Below are 16,331 nucleotides of genomic sequence, written 5' to 3'. Positions count from 1 at the left end.
AAAAAAACGAGGACCGTCTGGCCCCCGTTCACGTTTAACCCAGAATCTGGATGACATATTCGCGATGATCGCGTCGCCAGACTCTGAACATTTTAGCATCTTCTATAGCGTTAACGATCGGGCCAGCGACTTCAACCATTTAATATGGTGCATCAACATGACACCGGAACGAACGTTAACTCAGAACGCTGCCGTTCCATACATCTCCGAGATTTATTACCCGGTCATTATTGTATGCACCAGAGGCATTCAGGTTTTTCAGCGGGCTCCAGTCATTGTTCCAGGGGATAAACATGGTTGCTTTAGGGTATTTCTGAAGAATAACACTCACTAAGTTTGCATAATCAAACTGGCCGTTAATTGTTGATGGCCCCACTTCTGCAAAGGCAAACGGCTTATTCAATGCCACCATTTCATCGTAACCGTTTACAGTGGCAGGATTGTCTGTATACAAGTCCAGGCCAGTAATATCAACATACTCTGCGCCAGGGTAATAAGATGTCTTATAATCCCGGTTTGCATCAGGAGAGAAGACCCAGAGTAAATTGTTTAACCCTTTCGTTTTAACGAAATAGTTAAAGATATCCTGATACAGGCGTCGATACAGATCCATACGTACAGTATCGTTTGTATTCTCACCGGTTGCCCCCCACCAGAACCACTCGCCATTCATCTCATGCAAGGGTCGATAAAAGACGGTGACACCTTTCTCATTCAGTTGCTGTAGGCCCTGAGCGACTTTATCAAGCATTGCCAGCCAGCGCCCACGCGACGGTGTTCCAGACTGTAAGATTGCAGAAAATTCATCATTACTCACAGGATGCTTGAGAGCCCCCTTTCCATCACCTGGATTATTCCCCGCAAAACAAGGGTTTGGTAAATGGTGGCTGATCGCGACCAGTCCGCCTTTTTTCCAGTGGTCGATCAGATCGGCATTACAACCAAAATCGATCAAACTGGCTTCCTCTCCTGGGGTACAGGCATCCCAGCCACGGGCATAGTCAGCGCTATAAATAGCGGGGAATTTCCCGGTCAGGGCCTGCAGTTCTTTTCCTTGTTGCAGGGAAAAAGCATCGACGCCGCCGATATTGCTATAGCCACCAAAAATACCTGAAATGAGCTTTTTACCCTGTCGTTCGGACAGACCACTCAACCACTGATAAATCATTTTCGCATTATTATCTGCAGACTGATTTGCGGGTACTACAGTAAAAGTACTCATTTGTAGAATATCCTTACGTCTCGATTGGAAAATACATGGCAATGAATGACCATGCGTGTTTGCTATGTACACAATAAAACCGACATTTCCCGGCTTTATTTTTTCGTACAGTTTGTCTGACTTTTCCCACTACCGCGGAAAGTGCCAGCGCAGCAATACCGTTTGATTAAATAACTTGCTGCGACACGGATATTTATATCAGCCGCCTGCTTAAAATGATGCTAATTCACGTTGTGCTATCTCCCGTAATACGAGTGATATTCCGCACACCAGAAAGTTATGCTGACAAGAGAATTAATGAGAGTTTCACCGTAATCGCGTCGTACCCGATAAGTCAGATCAGGTATTCATGAGCGCGGCACCGGGTGAGGCCGGACACCATAACAATGAATTTAGTGAGACGTGGAATTAAGATATTCAAGAAATTTTGGGGCATACATCGCCGAATCAAACGGCGAAAGCTCATGATGGCCCGGTAGAGTGTGGACGGTAAATGCTATTGAAGGAGGGGTTTTGATAACCGTACGAAATCGAATAATAAAAAACGGGACCCCATTGGCTCCCGTTCTTGTTTAACCCAGACTCTGGATTACATGTTCGCGATAATCGCGTCGCCAAACTCTGAACATTTCAGCAGCTTAGCGCCTTCCATCAGACGTTCGAAATCATAGGTAACGGTTTTCGCGTTGATCGCGCCTTCCATACCTTTAACGATCAGGTCTGCGGCTTCGAACCATTCCATATGACGCAGCATCATTTCTGCAGACAGGATGATAGAACCTGGGTTCACTTTATCCTGGCCGGCATATTTTGGTGCCGTACCGTGGGTCGCTTCGAACAGTGCGCACTCGTCACCGATGTTCGCACCAGGAGCGATACCAATACCGCCAACCTGCGCCGCCAGGGCGTCGGAGATGTAGTCACCGTTCAGGTTCATACAGGCGATAACGTCATATTCAGCAGGACGCAGCAGGATCTGCTGCAGGAACGCATCGGCGATCACATCTTTAATGATGATCTCTTTGCCGGTGTTCGGGTTCTTGATCTTCTGCCATGGACCACCGTCAATCAGCTCACCACCGAACTCTTCCATCGCCAACTGGTAGCCCCAGTCTTTGAATGCGCCTTCGGTGAACTTCATGATGTTGCCTTTGTGAACCAGCGTCACAGAGTCACGGTCGTTGGTGATCGCGTATTCAATGGCCGCACGCACCAGACGTTTAGTCCCTTCTTCGGAGCAAGGCTTGATACCGATACCGCAATGCTCAGGGAAGCGAATTTTCTTCACGCCCATCTCTTCGCGCAGGAATTTAATCACTTTCTCTGCGTCAGCAGAGTCCGCTTTCCACTCGATGCCCGCGTAGATGTCTTCTGAGTTTTCGCGGAAGATAACCATGTCGGTCAGTTCAGGGTGCTTAACCGGGCTTGGGGTGCCCTGATAGTAACGAACCGGACGCAGACACACGTACAGGTCCAGCTCCTGACGCAGCGCAACGTTCAGGGAACGAATACCGCCACCGACTGGAGTTGTCAGAGGGCCTTTAATAGCAACGCGGTAGTCGCGGATCAGGTCCAGCGTTTCAGCTGGCAGCCAAACGTCCTGGCCATAAACTTGAGTAGATTTTTCACCGGTGTAAATTTCCATCCAGGAAATTTTACGCTCGCCTTTGTAGGCTTTCTCAACAGCGGCATCAACCACTTTCAGCATTGCCGGGGTAACGTCTACACCGATACCGTCACCTTCGATGAACGGGATAATCGGATTGTGAGGAACGTTAATCTTGCCGTTTTGCAGGGTGATCTTTTTACCTTCCGCCGGAACAACTACTTTGCTTTCCATTAACCTCTCCTTCGAGCGCTTCTGGTTGTTACTGATCTTATGTTAATAAATTGTAATGAGCCCTTCGATAGTACCTGATTGTCCGACGCCATGAAAGGTCTTCGTTAATAGGCTATAATGCGGCAATTGATAACGTCTGAAAATACCATGAAGAAAACTTCTTTTACAAAACACCGGGTTGAGCGATTCAGCTCACGACAAGCCGCCAGAAGACCACAAGAATCCCAGCCAAAGCGGGTGATTTTGTTCAATAAACCCTACGATGTTTTGCCGCAGTTTACTGACGAAGCCGGACGCAGCACGCTGAAGGATTACATTCCTGTTCAGGGCGTCTACGCCGCTGGCCGTCTGGACCGGGATAGCGAAGGACTTCTGGTCTTAACCAACGATGGTGCCTTACAGGCCAGGCTCACTCAGCCGGGCAAACGCACGGGAAAGATTTACTTCGTCCAGGTTGAAGGTGAACCGGATGAAGAGACGCTGGCGACATTACGCCGCGGCGTGACGTTAAACGATGGTCCTACGTTGCCTGCAGGTATCGAGCTCGTCAGCGAGCCGGAATGGCTGTGGCCACGCACCCCGCCGATCCGCGAGCGCAAATCCATCCCGACGAGTTGGCTCAAAATCACCCTTTATGAAGGCCGTAATCGCCAGGTTCGCCGGATGACCGCACACGTGGGCTTCCCTACCCTGCGACTTATTCGCTATGCCATGGGCAACTACACCCTGGATTCACTGGCAAACGGTGAATGGCGGGACGTTACCCCTTAAGGAGTCACTATGTTTAAACCGCATGTCACGGTCGCCTGCGTGGTTCACGCGCAGGGTAAGTTTTTGGTCGTAGAAGAGAGTATTAACGGCAAGGCGCTGTGGAACCAGCCAGCCGGGCACCTTGAAGCCAATGAAACCTTACTGCAGGCCGCCAAACGCGAACTGTGGGAAGAGACCGGTATCCACGCGGAGCCGCAGCACTTCATCCGTATGCACCAGTGGATTGCCCCTGATCACACTCCGTTCCTGCGCTTTTTATTTGCCGTCGAGCTTAGCGAAACGTGCGCCACAGAGCCGCAGGACGATGATATCGATCGCTGCCTGTGGGTCACTGCCGAAGAGATCCTGAACGCGCCAAACCTGCGCTCGCCGCTGGTTGCCGAGAGTATCCGCTGCTGGCAGGCTGCTGGTCGCCTGCCGCTTGAGGTGATTGGAGAATTTAACTGGCCGTTTACAGAGGGTGCCAATGGTGGGGGGGCGTGATAGAATACGCCGCCTTGAAGTTCAATGTCGTGAGTATTCCATGTCAGATAACAGCCAGAAAAAAGTGATCGTCGGCATGTCCGGCGGTGTCGATTCCTCCGTTTCCGCCTACCTGTTGCAACAACAGGGCTATAAGGTGGAGGGCCTGTTCATGAAGAACTGGGAGGAAGATGATGGCGAGGAATATTGCACTGCTGCTGCGGATCTCGCCGATGCGCAGGCGGTGTGCGATAAGCTGGGCATTGAACTGCACACCGTTAACTTTGCCGCAGAATACTGGGACAACGTCTTCGAGCTTTTCCTGGAAGAGTACAAAGCCGGTCGTACCCCGAACCCGGACATTCTGTGCAACAAAGAGATCAAATTTAAAGCCTTCCTGGAATTCGCCGCAGAAGATCTGGGCGCAGACTATATTGCGACCGGGCACTACGTGCGTCGTGCCGATGTGAATGGCAAAAGCCAGCTGCTGCGCGGTCTGGATGGCAACAAAGATCAAAGCTACTTCCTTTATACACTCAGCCACGAACAGATTGCGCAAAGCCTGTTCCCGGTAGGCGAGCTTGAAAAGCCGCAGGTGCGTAAAATCGCCGAAGAGCTGGATCTGATCACCGCGAAGAAAAAAGACTCTACCGGTATCTGTTTTATCGGCGAGCGTAAATTCCGCGATTTCCTTGGTCGTTACCTGCCGGCACAGCCGGGCAAAATCGTTACCGTCGACGGTGATGAGATTGGTCAACATCAGGGGCTGATGTACCACACGCTGGGCCAGCGTAAAGGGCTGGGTATTGGCGGCACCAAAGAAGGCAGCGAAGATCCGTGGTACGTCGTAGATAAAGATGTCGAAAACAATATTCTGGTTGTTGCTCAGGGCCACGACCATCCGCGTCTGATGTCCGTCGGCCTCATCGCACAACAGCTGCATTGGGTCGATCGTGAGCCGCTGAAGGGTACGCTGCGCTGCACGGTAAAAACACGCTATCGCCAGACCGATATCCCTTGTACCGTCACCGCGCTGGATGATGAACGCATTGATGTGCGTTTCGACGAGCCGGTTGCGGCGGTCACCCCAGGCCAGTCCGCCGTATTCTACAGCGGCGAAATCTGTCTGGGCGGCGGGATCATTGAACAGCGCCTGCCGCTGCCGGCCGTTTAACACGATTGCACACATAAAGGAGAACGTGTGGCGAAGAACTATTATGACATCACCCTGGCACTGGCTGGAATTTGCCAGTCTGCCCGTCTGGTGCAACAGCTGGCGCATCAGGGTCATTGCGATGCTGACGCGCTGCACGTTTCACTCAACAGCGTTATCGACCTCAACCCCGGTTCGACTCTGGGTGTCTTCGGTGGGAGTGAAACCAATCTTCGTCTCGGTCTTGAAACTTTGCTTGGCGTGCTTAACGCCAGTAGCCGTCAGGGGTTGAACGCGGAGCTGACCCGCTACACGTTAAGCCTGATGGTGCTGGAGCGTAAGCTCAGCGCGGCTAAAGGCGCGCTTGATACGCTCGGTGACCGCATTGCCGGGCTGCAGCGCCAGCTCGACCATTTTGATCTGCAGTCCGAAACGCTGCTCAGTGCCATGGCCGGTATTTATGTTGACGTCATCAGCCCGCTGGGCCCACGTATTCAGGTCACCGGCTCTCCTGCCGTGCTGCAAAGCCCGCAGGTTCAGGCAAAAGTCCGCGCCTCCCTGCTGGCGGGTATTCGTGCCGCCGTGCTGTGGCATCAGGTTGGCGGTGGCCGCCTGCAGTTAATGTTTTCTCGTAATCGCCTGACGACTCAGGCAAAACAAATTCTTGCTCATTGTTAACCTCCCGGAGTTGCGAATTATGGAATTATCCTCACTGACCGCCGTATCCCCTGTAGATGGACGCTACGGCGATAAAGTCAGCGCGCTGCGCGGGATCTTCAGCGAATATGGTTTGCTGAAGTTCCGTGTTCAGGTTGAAGTACGCTGGCTGCAAAAGCTGGCCGCCCAGGCAGCAATCAAGGAAGTTCCTGCTTTTGACGCCCAGGCAAACGATTACCTCGATAAAATCGTTGCTGACTTCAACGAAGAAGATGCTGCGCGCATTAAAACTATTGAGCGCACCACCAACCATGACGTAAAAGCGGTTGAGTATTTCCTGAAAGAGAAAGTGGCAAGCGTGCCTGCGCTGCATGCCGTGTCTGAATTCATTCACTTCGCCTGCACCTCAGAAGACATTAACAACCTGTCTCATGCGCTGATGCTCTCCACCGCGCGCAAAGACGTGGTGCTGCCTTACTGGCGTAAAATCATCGACGCGGTAAAAGCACTGTCTGTCGAATATCGTGATATTCCGCTGCTGTCCCGTACCCACGGTCAGCCGGCCACTCCCTCCACGATGGGTAAAGAGATGGCAAACGTGGCGTACCGTATGGAACGTCAGTATCGTCAGCTGGAGCAGGTCGAGATTCTGGGTAAAATCAACGGTGCGGTAGGTAACTACAACGCCCACATCGCCGCCTACCCGGAAGTGGACTGGCATCAGTTCAGCGAAGCGTTCGTGACCTCTCTGGGCATTCAGTGGAACCCGTACACCACCCAGATTGAGCCGCACGACTATATCGCGGAACTGTTTGACTGCATCGCTCGCTTCAACACCATTCTGATCGATTTCGATCGTGACGTGTGGGGTTACATCGCGCTGAACCACTTCAAACAGAAGACTATCGCCGGTGAAATTGGCTCCTCAACCATGCCGCACAAAGTCAACCCAATCGACTTCGAAAACTCCGAAGGCAACCTGGGCCTGGCGAATGCGGTGCTGCAGCACATGGCGAGCAAACTGCCGGTTTCCCGCTGGCAGCGCGACCTGACTGACTCCACCGTGCTGCGTAACCTGGGCGTGGGTATCGGCTACGCGCTGATCGCGTATCAGTCCACCCTGAAAGGTGTAAGCAAACTGGAAGTGAACCGCGATCGTCTGCTGGACGAGTTGGATCACAACTGGGAAGTGCTGGCAGAGCCCATTCAGACCGTCATGCGTCGTTATGGCATTGAAAAACCGTACGAGAAACTGAAAGAGCTGACGCGCGGCAAACGCGTAGACGCCGAAGGCATGAAACAGTTTATCGACAGTCTGGAACTGCCAGAAGACGAGAAAACCCGCCTGAAAGCGATGACCCCGGCAAACTATATCGGCCGTGCCATCACCATGGTTGACGAGCTGAAGTAACCTCCCTTCCCCCTTTCCGCCTGGAAAGGGGGCTGCTTTTCCCCGGTTTACTTAATGTTTATCCCCACAACAACATAATCAGCGTTAAACTATTCATACCATTCATATAGGGAGAAAAGATGATGCGCGTACTGGTTGTTGAGGATAACGCATTGCTACGCCATCACCTGAAGGTTCAGCTTCAGGAGATGGGACATCAGGTGGACGATGCCGAAGATGCAAAAGAAGCCGATTATTATCTCAATGAGCACCTGCCGGACATCGCCATCGTCGACCTCGGATTGCCTGATGAAGACGGTTTGTCGTTGATTCGTCGCTGGCGCAGCCATGATGTCTCCCTTCCGGTTCTGGTGTTGACCGCACGTGAAGGCTGGCAGGACAAGGTTGAAGTGCTCAGCGCGGGCGCGGATGATTACGTCACCAAGCCGTTTCACATCGAAGAAGTGGCGGCACGCATGCAGGCACTGCTACGCCGCAACAGCGGCCTGGCCTCCCAGGTGATTTCGATTCCCCCTTTCCAGGTTGATCTCTCCCGTCGTGAATTCTCGATCAATAATGAAGTCATTAAGCTGACCGCGTTTGAATACACCATCATGGAAACGTTAATCCGCAACAGCGGCAAAGTGGTGAGCAAAGACTCCTTAATGCTTCAGCTTTATCCGGATGCCGAGCTGCGTGAGAGCCACACGATTGATGTGTTGATGGGACGTCTGCGCAAGAAAATTCAGGCGGAGTACCCGCAGGACGTGATCACGACCGTCCGTGGTCAGGGTTATCTGTTCGAAATACGCTAAATGAAAGGGATCTTGCGTCATATTCTGCCCCTCTCGCTGCGGGTTCGCTTTTTACTGGCAACGGCCGCCGTCGTGCTGGTGTTATCCCTCTCCTACGGCATGGTGGCTCTGGTGGGCTACAGCGTCAGTTTTGATAAAACAACTTTTCGACTGTTGCGTGGTGAAAGCAACCTGTTTTATACCCTGGCGAAATGGGAAAACAACACGATCACCGTCGAAATGCCGGAAAACCTTAACCAGCAAAGCCCGACGCTGGCCCTGATTTATAACGAAAAGGGAAAACTACTTTGGGCACAACGCGATATTCCATGGCTGGTTAAAAGTATTCGTCCGGAATGGCTTAAGACCAATGGTTTCCACGAACTTGAAGCCGATCTGAACACCACCAGCTCGCTGCTGCGCGAGGACCGCTCCCTGCAGCAAAAGCTGAATGAGATCCGCGCAGACGATGCCGAAACAGAAATGACGCATTCCGTGGCGATTAACCTCTACCCGGCCACGATGAACATGCCGCAGTTAACTATCGTGGTGGTCGATACCATCCCGGTCGAACTTAAACGTTCTTATATGGTATGGAACTGGTTCGTCTATGTTCTGGCCGCGAATCTGCTGCTGGTGATCCCGCTGCTGTGGCTCGCCGCGTGGTGGAGTTTACGCCCCATCGAATCGCTGGCGAGAGAGGTGCGCGAGCTGGAAGAACATCATCGTGAGAAGCTCAACCCGGAGACTACCCGCGAGCTGACAAGCCTGGTGCGTAACCTCAACCGTCTGCTGAAAAGCGAACGTGAGCGCTATGATAAATACCGCACCACCCTCACCGACCTCACGCATAGCCTGAAAACGCCGCTGGCGGTGATGCAAAGTACCCTGCGTTCGATGCGCAGCTCAAAGCTGAGCGTTGATGACGCCGAGCCGGTGATGCTGGAACAGATCAGCCGTATTTCTCAGCAAATTGGTTACTATCTGCACCGTGCCAGCATGCGTTCCGGCAGCGCGTTATTGAGCCGCGAACTGCATCCTGTGGCACCGCTTCTGGATAACCTCACCTCCGCGCTCAACAAGGTTTACCAGCGCAAAGGGGTCAATATCAGCCTCGATATCTCTCCCGAAATCAGCTTTGTTGGTGAAAAAAATGATTTCATGGAAGTGATGGGCAATCTGCTGGATAACGCCTGTAAATATTGTCTGGAATTCGTGGAAGTTTCCGCGCGTCAGACGGATAACGAATTGCATATTATCGTTGAGGATGATGGCCCGGGGATCCCGCGCAATAAACGTGATGTGGTATTCGACCGCGGTCAGCGTGCGGATACGTTGCGCCCCGGCCAGGGGGTTGGGTTAGCGGTGGCACGCGAAATCGTCGACCAGTACGACGGAAAAATTGAAACCGAAGACAGTTTACTCGGAGGCGCCAGAATGGAGGTCATTTTCGGTCGCCAGCAGCCCACATCGAACGATAGTTAACCCGTTATGTGAAAAATGCGAGGATCTCGCACCCAGGCTCCTGTGCTTCCGTTATAATCCGAGTCAGTAAGAGCCTGCGGAATAAAAAAATATGGATTATCACTTAACACTTAACTGGCCCGAATTTATTGAACGTTACTGGCAGAAACGCCCGGTCGTTCTTAAACGCGGGTTCAGCAATTTTGTCGATCCCCTCTCCCCTGACGAACTGGCCGGCCTGGCCATGGAGAGCGAAGTCGACAGCCGCCTGGTAAGCCACCAGGACGGGAAATGGCAGGTCAGCCACGGTCCTTTCGAAAGCTACGATCACCTCGGTGAAAACAACTGGTCATTACTGGTTCAGGCGGTTAACCACTGGCATGAACCGACTGCGGCGTTAATGCGTCCGTTCCGCGCCCTGCCCGACTGGCGAATGGACGATCTGATGATCTCCTTCTCCGTGCCAGGAGGGGGCGTTGGTCCGCATCTGGACCAGTACGACGTATTCATCATTCAGGGTACAGGCCGCCGCCGCTGGCGCGTGGGCGACAAAGTGCCGATGAAACAGCACTGCCCGCATCCGGACCTGCTTCAGGTCGATCCGTTTGAAGGGATTATCGATGAAGAGCTGGAGCCGGGTGATATTCTCTATATCCCACCAGGGTTCCCGCACGAAGGGTATTCGCTGGAAAACTCGCTGAACTACTCCGTCGGATTCCGCGCACCAAGCGGTCGCGAAATGATCAGCGGCTTTGCTGACTACGTGCTGCAGCGTGAACTGGGCAGCCATCGTTACAGCGATCCGGATGTGCCTGCACGCGAGCACCCTGCTGATATTGTGCCAGCCGAACTGGACAAGCTTCGCGGCATGATGCTGGATTTGATCAATGAACCGGCGCATTTCAGCCAGTGGTTTGGTGAGTTTATCAGCCAGTCACGCCATGAGCTGGATGTGGCACCGCCAGAGCCGCCATACCAGGCCGACGAGATTTATGACGCACTGCAGCAGGGCGACAAACTGGTTCGTCTGGGCGGGTTGCGCGTACTGCGCATCGGTGAAGATGTTTTCGTTAACGGCGAGAAGCTGGACTCCCCTCACCGTCCGGCGCTGGAGGCTATTGCCAGCCACCTGACCTTAACGGCTGATACCTTTGGCGATGCGCTGGAAGATCCCTCTTTCCTCGCGATGCTCGCCGCGCTGGTGAACAGCGGGTACTGGTTCTTTGAGGACTAAACCGTAAAGTAAAGCGTGCCGGGTGGCGGCTTCGCCTGACCCGGCCTTTTTTTTTGTCATTACCGCGCCGCGGTCAGCTCCGCAATTCGCACAATCACCTTCACCGCTTTTTCCATACCTTCCAGCGTCACGAACTCGTGCTTGCCGTGATAGTTGTAGCCACCGGTAAACAGATTCGGGCAAGGCAGCCCCATGAACGACAGCTGCGAACCGTCTGTGCCGCCACGAATCGGTTTTAACAGCGGTTCAATATCACAGTCACGCATTGCCTGCTGCGCGATATCGAGGATATGCGGATGCGCCATCACTTTCTCGCGCATATTGTAGTAGCTGTCTTCGATAATCAGCTCGATATAGCAATCCGGATGCAGGCCCTTACCGACCTTTTTGGCTATCTCCATCATCTTACGTTTACGCGCTTCAAATGCTTTACGGTCAAAGTCGCGAATGATGTAGTGCATCTGCGCACTGTCTACGGTGCCCTTAATGCTGGTCAGGTGATAAAAACCTTCATAACCGTCGGTCTGTTCCGGGCTCTCTTCTGGCGGAACTTCCGCATGAATACGCGCCGCCAGCGACAACGCGTTCACCATGACCCCTTTGGCGGAGCCAGGATGAACGTTGTTTCCGACGATTTTGATTGTCACGGACGCGGCGTTGAAATTCTCGAACTCCAGTTCCCCTACGCCGCCACCGTCGACGGTATAGGCCCACTTCGCGTTAAAGGCCTCTACGTCGAAGTGTTTTGCCCCCTTGCCGACCTCTTCATCCGGCGTAAAGGCGACACGGATATCCCCGTGCGGGATATTTTTCTCTTTCAGCACCGCCAGCGCCGTCATGATCTCGGCAATACCCGCTTTGTCATCGGCACCCAGCAGCGTTTTGCCGTCGGTGGTGATGAGCGTCTGACCGAGCAGCTGGTGCAGCACCGGGAACATCACCGGCGACAGCACTTCGTCACCAATCCCCAGCGCAATGTCACCGCCGCGGTAGTTTTCAACAATCTGCGGGTTCACATGTTTACCGCTAAAATCCGGAGAGGTGTCGACATGGGAGATAAAGCCAATCGCCGGGATATCACCGGAGACATTCGCAGGCAGCGTTCCCATCACAGTGCCTTTCTCGCTTAACGTGACGTTAACCAGCCCCATGGCGTCGAGCTGCTCTTTGAGCAGGTTTAATAACTTCCACTGGCCTTCGGTGCTTGGCACCTGGCGGACACCCGGTTTAGATTGGGTATCCAGCGAAACGTACTGTAAAAAACGCTCAAGTAATTTATCCATGCAGTCACCCTCACTTTTTGTGACAACATTATCAATAAGCATCAAAAGGCAAATATTGCGTCAGGTCACTTTTATCCCGCAAACGAGAATATTTTCCGTTTATATCGTATCCGTTAGTAAATGTAGCTTATGAATCAGTGACAAGGATTGGCGATTACAGTGGTTTGCCGTAGAATGTCCGCCCTCATTACGAGTCACCAAGGTGGTTACACACAAACCCCGCTTCGGTCTGCATCCCGGAGCGTCTATATGGGACAGCGCAAAAATTGAATACACAATCCCGTTCACGTTCACCGCTGGTGCAACTGGAACGAATTCGTAAAAGTTTTGATGGTAAAGATGTTATTTCCGGGCTCAACCTGACCATCAATGACGGTGAGTTCCTCACGCTGCTTGGCCCCTCTGGCTGCGGCAAGACAACCGTACTGCGCCTTATCGCCGGACTGGAAAACGTCGATAGCGGTCACATCCACCTTGAACACCAGGATATCACCCAGGTCCCCGCCGAAGAGCGGCACGTGAATACCGTCTTTCAGAGCTATGCCCTGTTTCCGCACATGACCGTGTTCGAGAACGTCGCATTTGGCCTGCGGATGCAAAAAACACCGGCCAGCGAGATCCCTGCTCGCGTTACCGACGCGCTGCGCATGGTGCAACTGGAAGAATTTGCCCAGCGTAAGCCACACCAGCTTTCCGGCGGCCAGCAGCAGCGCGTTGCTATCGCCCGCGCTGTGGTCAATAAACCGCGTCTGCTCCTGCTGGATGAGTCACTTTCCGCGCTGGACTACAAACTGCGCAAGCAGATGCAGAACGAGCTTAAAGCCCTGCAGCGCAAGCTCGGCATTACCTTTGTCTTCGTTACCCACGATCAGGAAGAGGCACTCACCATGTCGGACCGTATCGTGGTGATGCGTGACGGCAAAATCGAGCAGGACGGCACGCCACGTGAAATCTATGAAGAGCCGAAAAACCTGTTCGTGGCCAGCTTCATTGGGGAGATCAACATTTTCAACGCCACGGTGATTGAACGCCTGGACGAACAGCGCGTGCGGGCCAACGTAGAAGGCCGCGAGTGCAATATCACCGTGAATTTCGCCGTCGAAAAAGGGCAAAAGCTCAACGTCCTGCTGCGCCCGGAGGATCTGCGCGTTGAAGAGATCCACGGCAATACTGATGCCGAGGGCCTGATTGGCTATATCCGGGAGCGCAACTATAAAGGGATGACGCTGGAGTCTGTCGTCGAACTGGAAAACGGTAAGATGGTGATAGTCAGCGAGTTCTTTAATGAGGACGACCCTGATTTCGACCACTCCCTCGACCAGAAAATGGTTATCAATTGGGTAGAAAGCTGGGAGGTTGTACTGGCTGATGAAGAACACAAGTAAATTCCAGAATGTGGTGATTGCTACTATCGTCGGTTGGCTTGTGTTGTTTGTCTTCTTACCCAACCTGATGATCATCGCAACCAGCTTCCTGACCCGCGACGATACTGACTTCGTAAAGCTGGTCTTTACGCTGGACAACTACTCGCGTCTGCTCGATCCGCTCTATTTTGACGTGCTGTTGCACTCGCTTAATATGGCGCTGATCGCCACCGTTGCCTGCCTGGTGCTGGGTTATCCCTTTGCATGGTTTCTGGCGCGTCTGCCGCAAAAAGTGCGTCCACTGCTGCTCTTTTTGCTGATCGTGCCTTTCTGGACCAACTCCCTGATCCGCATCTACGGGCTGAAAATTTTCCTCAGCACCAAAGGCTATCTGAACGAGTTCCTGTTGTGGCTGGGCGTGATTGATACGCCAGTGCGCATCATGTTTACGCCGGGTGCGGTCATTGTGGGTCTGGTCTACATCCTGCTGCCCTTTATGGTGATGCCGCTCTACTCCAGCATTGAGAAGCTGGATAAACCGCTGCTGGAAGCTGCGAGAGACCTGGGCGCCAGCAAACTGCAGACCTTTATCCGGATTATCATTCCGTTGACCATGCCTGGCATCATTGCAGGTTGTCTGCTGGTAATGCTGCCGGCAATGGGCTTGTTCTACGTGTCCGACCTGATGGGCGGCGCGAAAAACCTGCTTATCGGCAACGTGATTAAGAGTCAGTTCCTGAACATTCGCGACTGGCCGTTCGGTTCCGCCACCAGCATTACGCTCACGGTGGTGATGGGCCTGATGCTGTTGATCTACTGGCGTGCTTCACGATTACTGAATAAAAAGGTGGAACTCGAATGATCGGTCGACTGCTTCGCGGCGGTTTTATGACCGCCATCTATGCGTATCTTTATATTCCGATCATTATTTTGATCGTGAACTCGTTTAACAGCTCGCGTTTCGGCATCAACTGGCAAGGTTTCACTACCAACTGGTACAGCCTGCTGATGAACAACGACAGCCTGCTGCAGGCTGCTCAGCACTCCCTGACGATGGCGATTTTCTCCGCCACCTTCGCCACGCTGATTGGTTCGCTTACCGCCGTGGCGCTCTACCGCTATCGCTTCCGGGGTAAACCGTTCGTCAGCGGGATGCTGTTTGTGGTGATGATGTCGCCGGATATCGTCATGGCGATTTCGCTGCTGGTGCTGTTTATGCTGCTGGGCGTCCAGTTGGGCTTCTGGTCACTGCTGTTCTCCCACATCACTTTCTGCCTGCCGTTTGTGGTGGTCACCGTCTTCGCACGCCTGAAAGGGTTTGACGTGCGCATGCTGGAAGCCGCAAAAGATCTGGGTGCCAGTGAGATGACGATCCTGCGCAAAATCATCCTGCCGCTGGCGATGCCCGCCGTTGCTGCCGGATGGCTGCTGAGTTTTACCCTGTCGATGGACGATGTGGTGGTCTCCTCCTTCGTCACCGGCCCGAGTTATGAAATTCTGCCATTGAAGATCTATTCAATGGTGAAAGTCGGCGTCTCGCCCGAGGTGAACGCGCTGGCGACCATACTGTTAGTGTTCTCGCTGGTGCTGATGATTGCCAGCCAGGTTATTGCTCGTGATAAAACAAAATCTCAGGGGACAATGAAATGAAAAAAATGCTTGCCGCTGCGGCACTGGTGCTCGGAATGGGTGCCGCGCACGCTGATGACAGCAAAACGCTCTATTTCTATAACTGGACCGAGTATGTGCCACCTGGCCTGCTGGAGCAGTTCACGAAAGAGACGGGCATCAAGGTTATCTATTCTACCTATGAGTCGAATGAAACCATGTACGCCAAGCTCAAAACTTATAAAGAAGGCGCGTACGATCTGGTCGTCCCGTCGACCTATTTCGTCGATAAAATGCGCAAAGAGGGCATGATTCAGAAGATCGATAAAACGAAGCTCACTCACTTCAACAATCTCGATCCGGAGATGCTCAATAAGCCGTTTGACCCGAATAACGACTACTCCATTCCTTACATCTGGGGCGCAACCGCCATTGGGGTCAACAGCGAGGCTATCGATCCGAAAACCGTTACAAGCTGGGCCGATCTGTGGAAACCGGAATACAAAGGCAGCCTGCTGTTAACCGACGACGCGCGCGAAGTGTTCCAGGTAGCGCTGCGTAAGCTCGGCTACTCAGGCAATACGACGGACCCGAAAGAGATTGAAGCGGCCTATAACGAGCTGAAAAAGCTGATGCCTAACGTGGCGGCATTTAACTCTGATAACCCGGCAAACCCGTATATGGAAGGCGAAGTGAATCTGGGTATGGTGTGGAACGGCTCCGCGTATGTTGCCCGTCAGGCCGGTACGCCGCTGGAGGTAGTGTGGCCGAAAGAAGGCGGGATCTTCTGGATGGATAGCCTCTCTATTCCTGCAAACGCGAAGAACGTTGACGGTGCCCTGAAGCTGATTAACTTCCTGCTGCGCCCGGACGTCGCGAAACAGGTTGCGGAGACCATTGGTTATCCCACCCCGAACCTCGCTGCGCGCAAGCTGCTCAGCCCGGCCGTCGCGAACGACAAATCGCTCTATCCGGATGCGCAAACCATCAGTAAAGGCGAGTGGCAAAACGATGTCGGTGACGCAAGCCGCATCTATGAAGAGTATTACCAGAAATTAAAAGCGGGCCGGTAAGCGGCCAGGCTTTCTT

Annotated in this window: 15 protein-coding genes; 12 read left to right on the top strand and 3 right to left on the bottom strand. The window is 53.1% G+C overall.

Translation table 11 applies throughout. The features are described from left to right. Positions 1–175 precede the first annotated feature (175 nt). Both AM379_RS17055 and icd read right to left on the bottom strand, forming a co-directional pair. On the bottom strand, positions 176–1,222 hold the full coding sequence (locus tag AM379_RS17055; RefSeq protein WP_050736644.1) for a glycosyl hydrolase: 1,047 nt from the start codon (positions 1,220–1,222) through the stop codon (positions 176–178). Positions 1,223–1,811: 589 nt separating this feature from the next. Beyond that, the gene (gene icd, locus AM379_RS17050) at positions 1,812–3,062 is read right to left on the bottom strand and encodes an NADP-dependent isocitrate dehydrogenase (RefSeq protein ID WP_014169617.1); all 1,251 of its coding nucleotides are present in this window, start codon (positions 3,060–3,062) and stop codon (positions 1,812–1,814) included. A 117-nt stretch (positions 3,063–3,179) separates the two neighbouring features. On the opposite strand from icd, the gene rluE reads away from it, so the two are divergent. The 8 genes from rluE to AM379_RS17010 all read left to right on the top strand — a co-directional run bounded on the left by rluE (position 3,180) and on the right by AM379_RS17010 (position 10,987). Next, positions 3,180–3,833, top strand: a complete 654-nt coding sequence (gene rluE / locus AM379_RS17045) for a 23S rRNA pseudouridine(2457) synthase RluE (RefSeq protein WP_032681233.1) — start codon at positions 3,180–3,182, stop codon at positions 3,831–3,833. 9 nt (positions 3,834–3,842) lie between these two features. Continuing rightward, positions 3,843–4,316, top strand: a complete 474-nt coding sequence (locus tag AM379_RS17040) for an NUDIX hydrolase (RefSeq protein ID WP_047955425.1) — start codon at positions 3,843–3,845, stop codon at positions 4,314–4,316. Between the two features lie 40 nt (positions 4,317–4,356). Beyond that, positions 4,357–5,469: a tRNA 2-thiouridine(34) synthase MnmA gene (mnmA, locus tag AM379_RS17035; RefSeq protein WP_032670452.1), complete on the top strand. Its 1,113-nt coding sequence runs from the start codon at positions 4,357–4,359 to the stop codon at positions 5,467–5,469. A 27-nt stretch (positions 5,470–5,496) separates the two neighbouring features. Further along, positions 5,497–6,126 carry a high frequency lysogenization protein HflD gene (hflD, locus tag AM379_RS17030; protein ID WP_014169611.1) on the top strand — a complete coding sequence of 210 codons (630 nt, stop codon included), beginning with the start codon at positions 5,497–5,499 and terminating at the stop codon, positions 6,124–6,126. A gap of 19 nt (positions 6,127–6,145) precedes the next feature. Further along, positions 6,146–7,516, top strand: a complete 1,371-nt coding sequence (purB, locus tag AM379_RS17025) for an adenylosuccinate lyase (protein ID WP_020884458.1) — start codon at positions 6,146–6,148, stop codon at positions 7,514–7,516. 122 nt (positions 7,517–7,638) lie between these two features. Further along, the gene (gene phoP, locus AM379_RS17020) at positions 7,639–8,310 is read left to right on the top strand and encodes a two-component system response regulator PhoP (protein ID WP_032670531.1); all 672 of its coding nucleotides are present in this window, start codon (positions 7,639–7,641) and stop codon (positions 8,308–8,310) included. Further along, positions 8,311–9,774 carry a two-component system sensor histidine kinase PhoQ gene (gene phoQ, locus AM379_RS17015; RefSeq protein WP_032681238.1) on the top strand — a complete coding sequence of 488 codons (1,464 nt, stop codon included), beginning with the start codon at positions 8,311–8,313 and terminating at the stop codon, positions 9,772–9,774. A 91-nt stretch (positions 9,775–9,865) separates the two neighbouring features. After that, positions 9,866–10,987 carry a ribosomal protein uL16 3-hydroxylase gene (locus AM379_RS17010; RefSeq protein ID WP_032677894.1) on the top strand — a complete coding sequence of 374 codons (1,122 nt, stop codon included), beginning with the start codon at positions 9,866–9,868 and terminating at the stop codon, positions 10,985–10,987. 59 nt (positions 10,988–11,046) lie between these two features. Here AM379_RS17010 and pepT read toward each other — a convergent pair whose 3' ends face one another. Beyond that, complete coding sequence (gene pepT / locus AM379_RS17005) at positions 11,047–12,270, bottom strand: peptidase T (protein WP_032681239.1); 1,224 nt, start codon at positions 12,268–12,270, stop codon at positions 11,047–11,049. A gap of 233 nt (positions 12,271–12,503) precedes the next feature. Here pepT and potA point away from each other — a divergent pair, with 233 nt between their 5' ends. The 4 genes from potA to potD are packed head-to-tail and all read left to right on the top strand — an operon-like array spanning position 12,504 to position 16,315. Next, complete coding sequence (gene potA, locus AM379_RS17000; RefSeq protein ID WP_181010280.1) at positions 12,504–13,655, top strand: spermidine/putrescine ABC transporter ATP-binding protein PotA; 1,152 nt, start codon at positions 12,504–12,506, stop codon at positions 13,653–13,655. Beyond that, entirely contained in the window at positions 13,639–14,496 is an 858-nt protein-coding gene (gene potB, locus AM379_RS16995) for a spermidine/putrescine ABC transporter permease PotB (RefSeq protein WP_020884651.1), read from the top strand. The genes potA and potB overlap by 17 nt, the downstream gene beginning before the upstream one ends. Further along, the gene (gene potC / locus AM379_RS16990) at positions 14,493–15,284 is read left to right on the top strand and encodes a spermidine/putrescine ABC transporter permease PotC (RefSeq protein ID WP_063925083.1); all 792 of its coding nucleotides are present in this window, start codon (positions 14,493–14,495) and stop codon (positions 15,282–15,284) included. Before potB ends, potC begins: the two co-directional genes overlap by 4 nt. Further along, entirely contained in the window at positions 15,281–16,315 is a 1,035-nt protein-coding gene (potD, locus tag AM379_RS16985) for a spermidine/putrescine ABC transporter substrate-binding protein PotD (protein WP_014169602.1), read from the top strand. The genes potC and potD overlap by 4 nt, the downstream gene beginning before the upstream one ends. Positions 16,316–16,331 lie beyond the last annotated feature (16 nt).

This window comes from Enterobacter cloacae complex sp. FDA-CDC-AR_0132 (assembly GCF_003010695.1).
GTDB lineage: Bacteria > Pseudomonadota > Gammaproteobacteria > Enterobacterales > Enterobacteriaceae > Enterobacter > Enterobacter ludwigii.
This window is presented reverse-complemented; position numbering and strand designations above follow the sequence as displayed.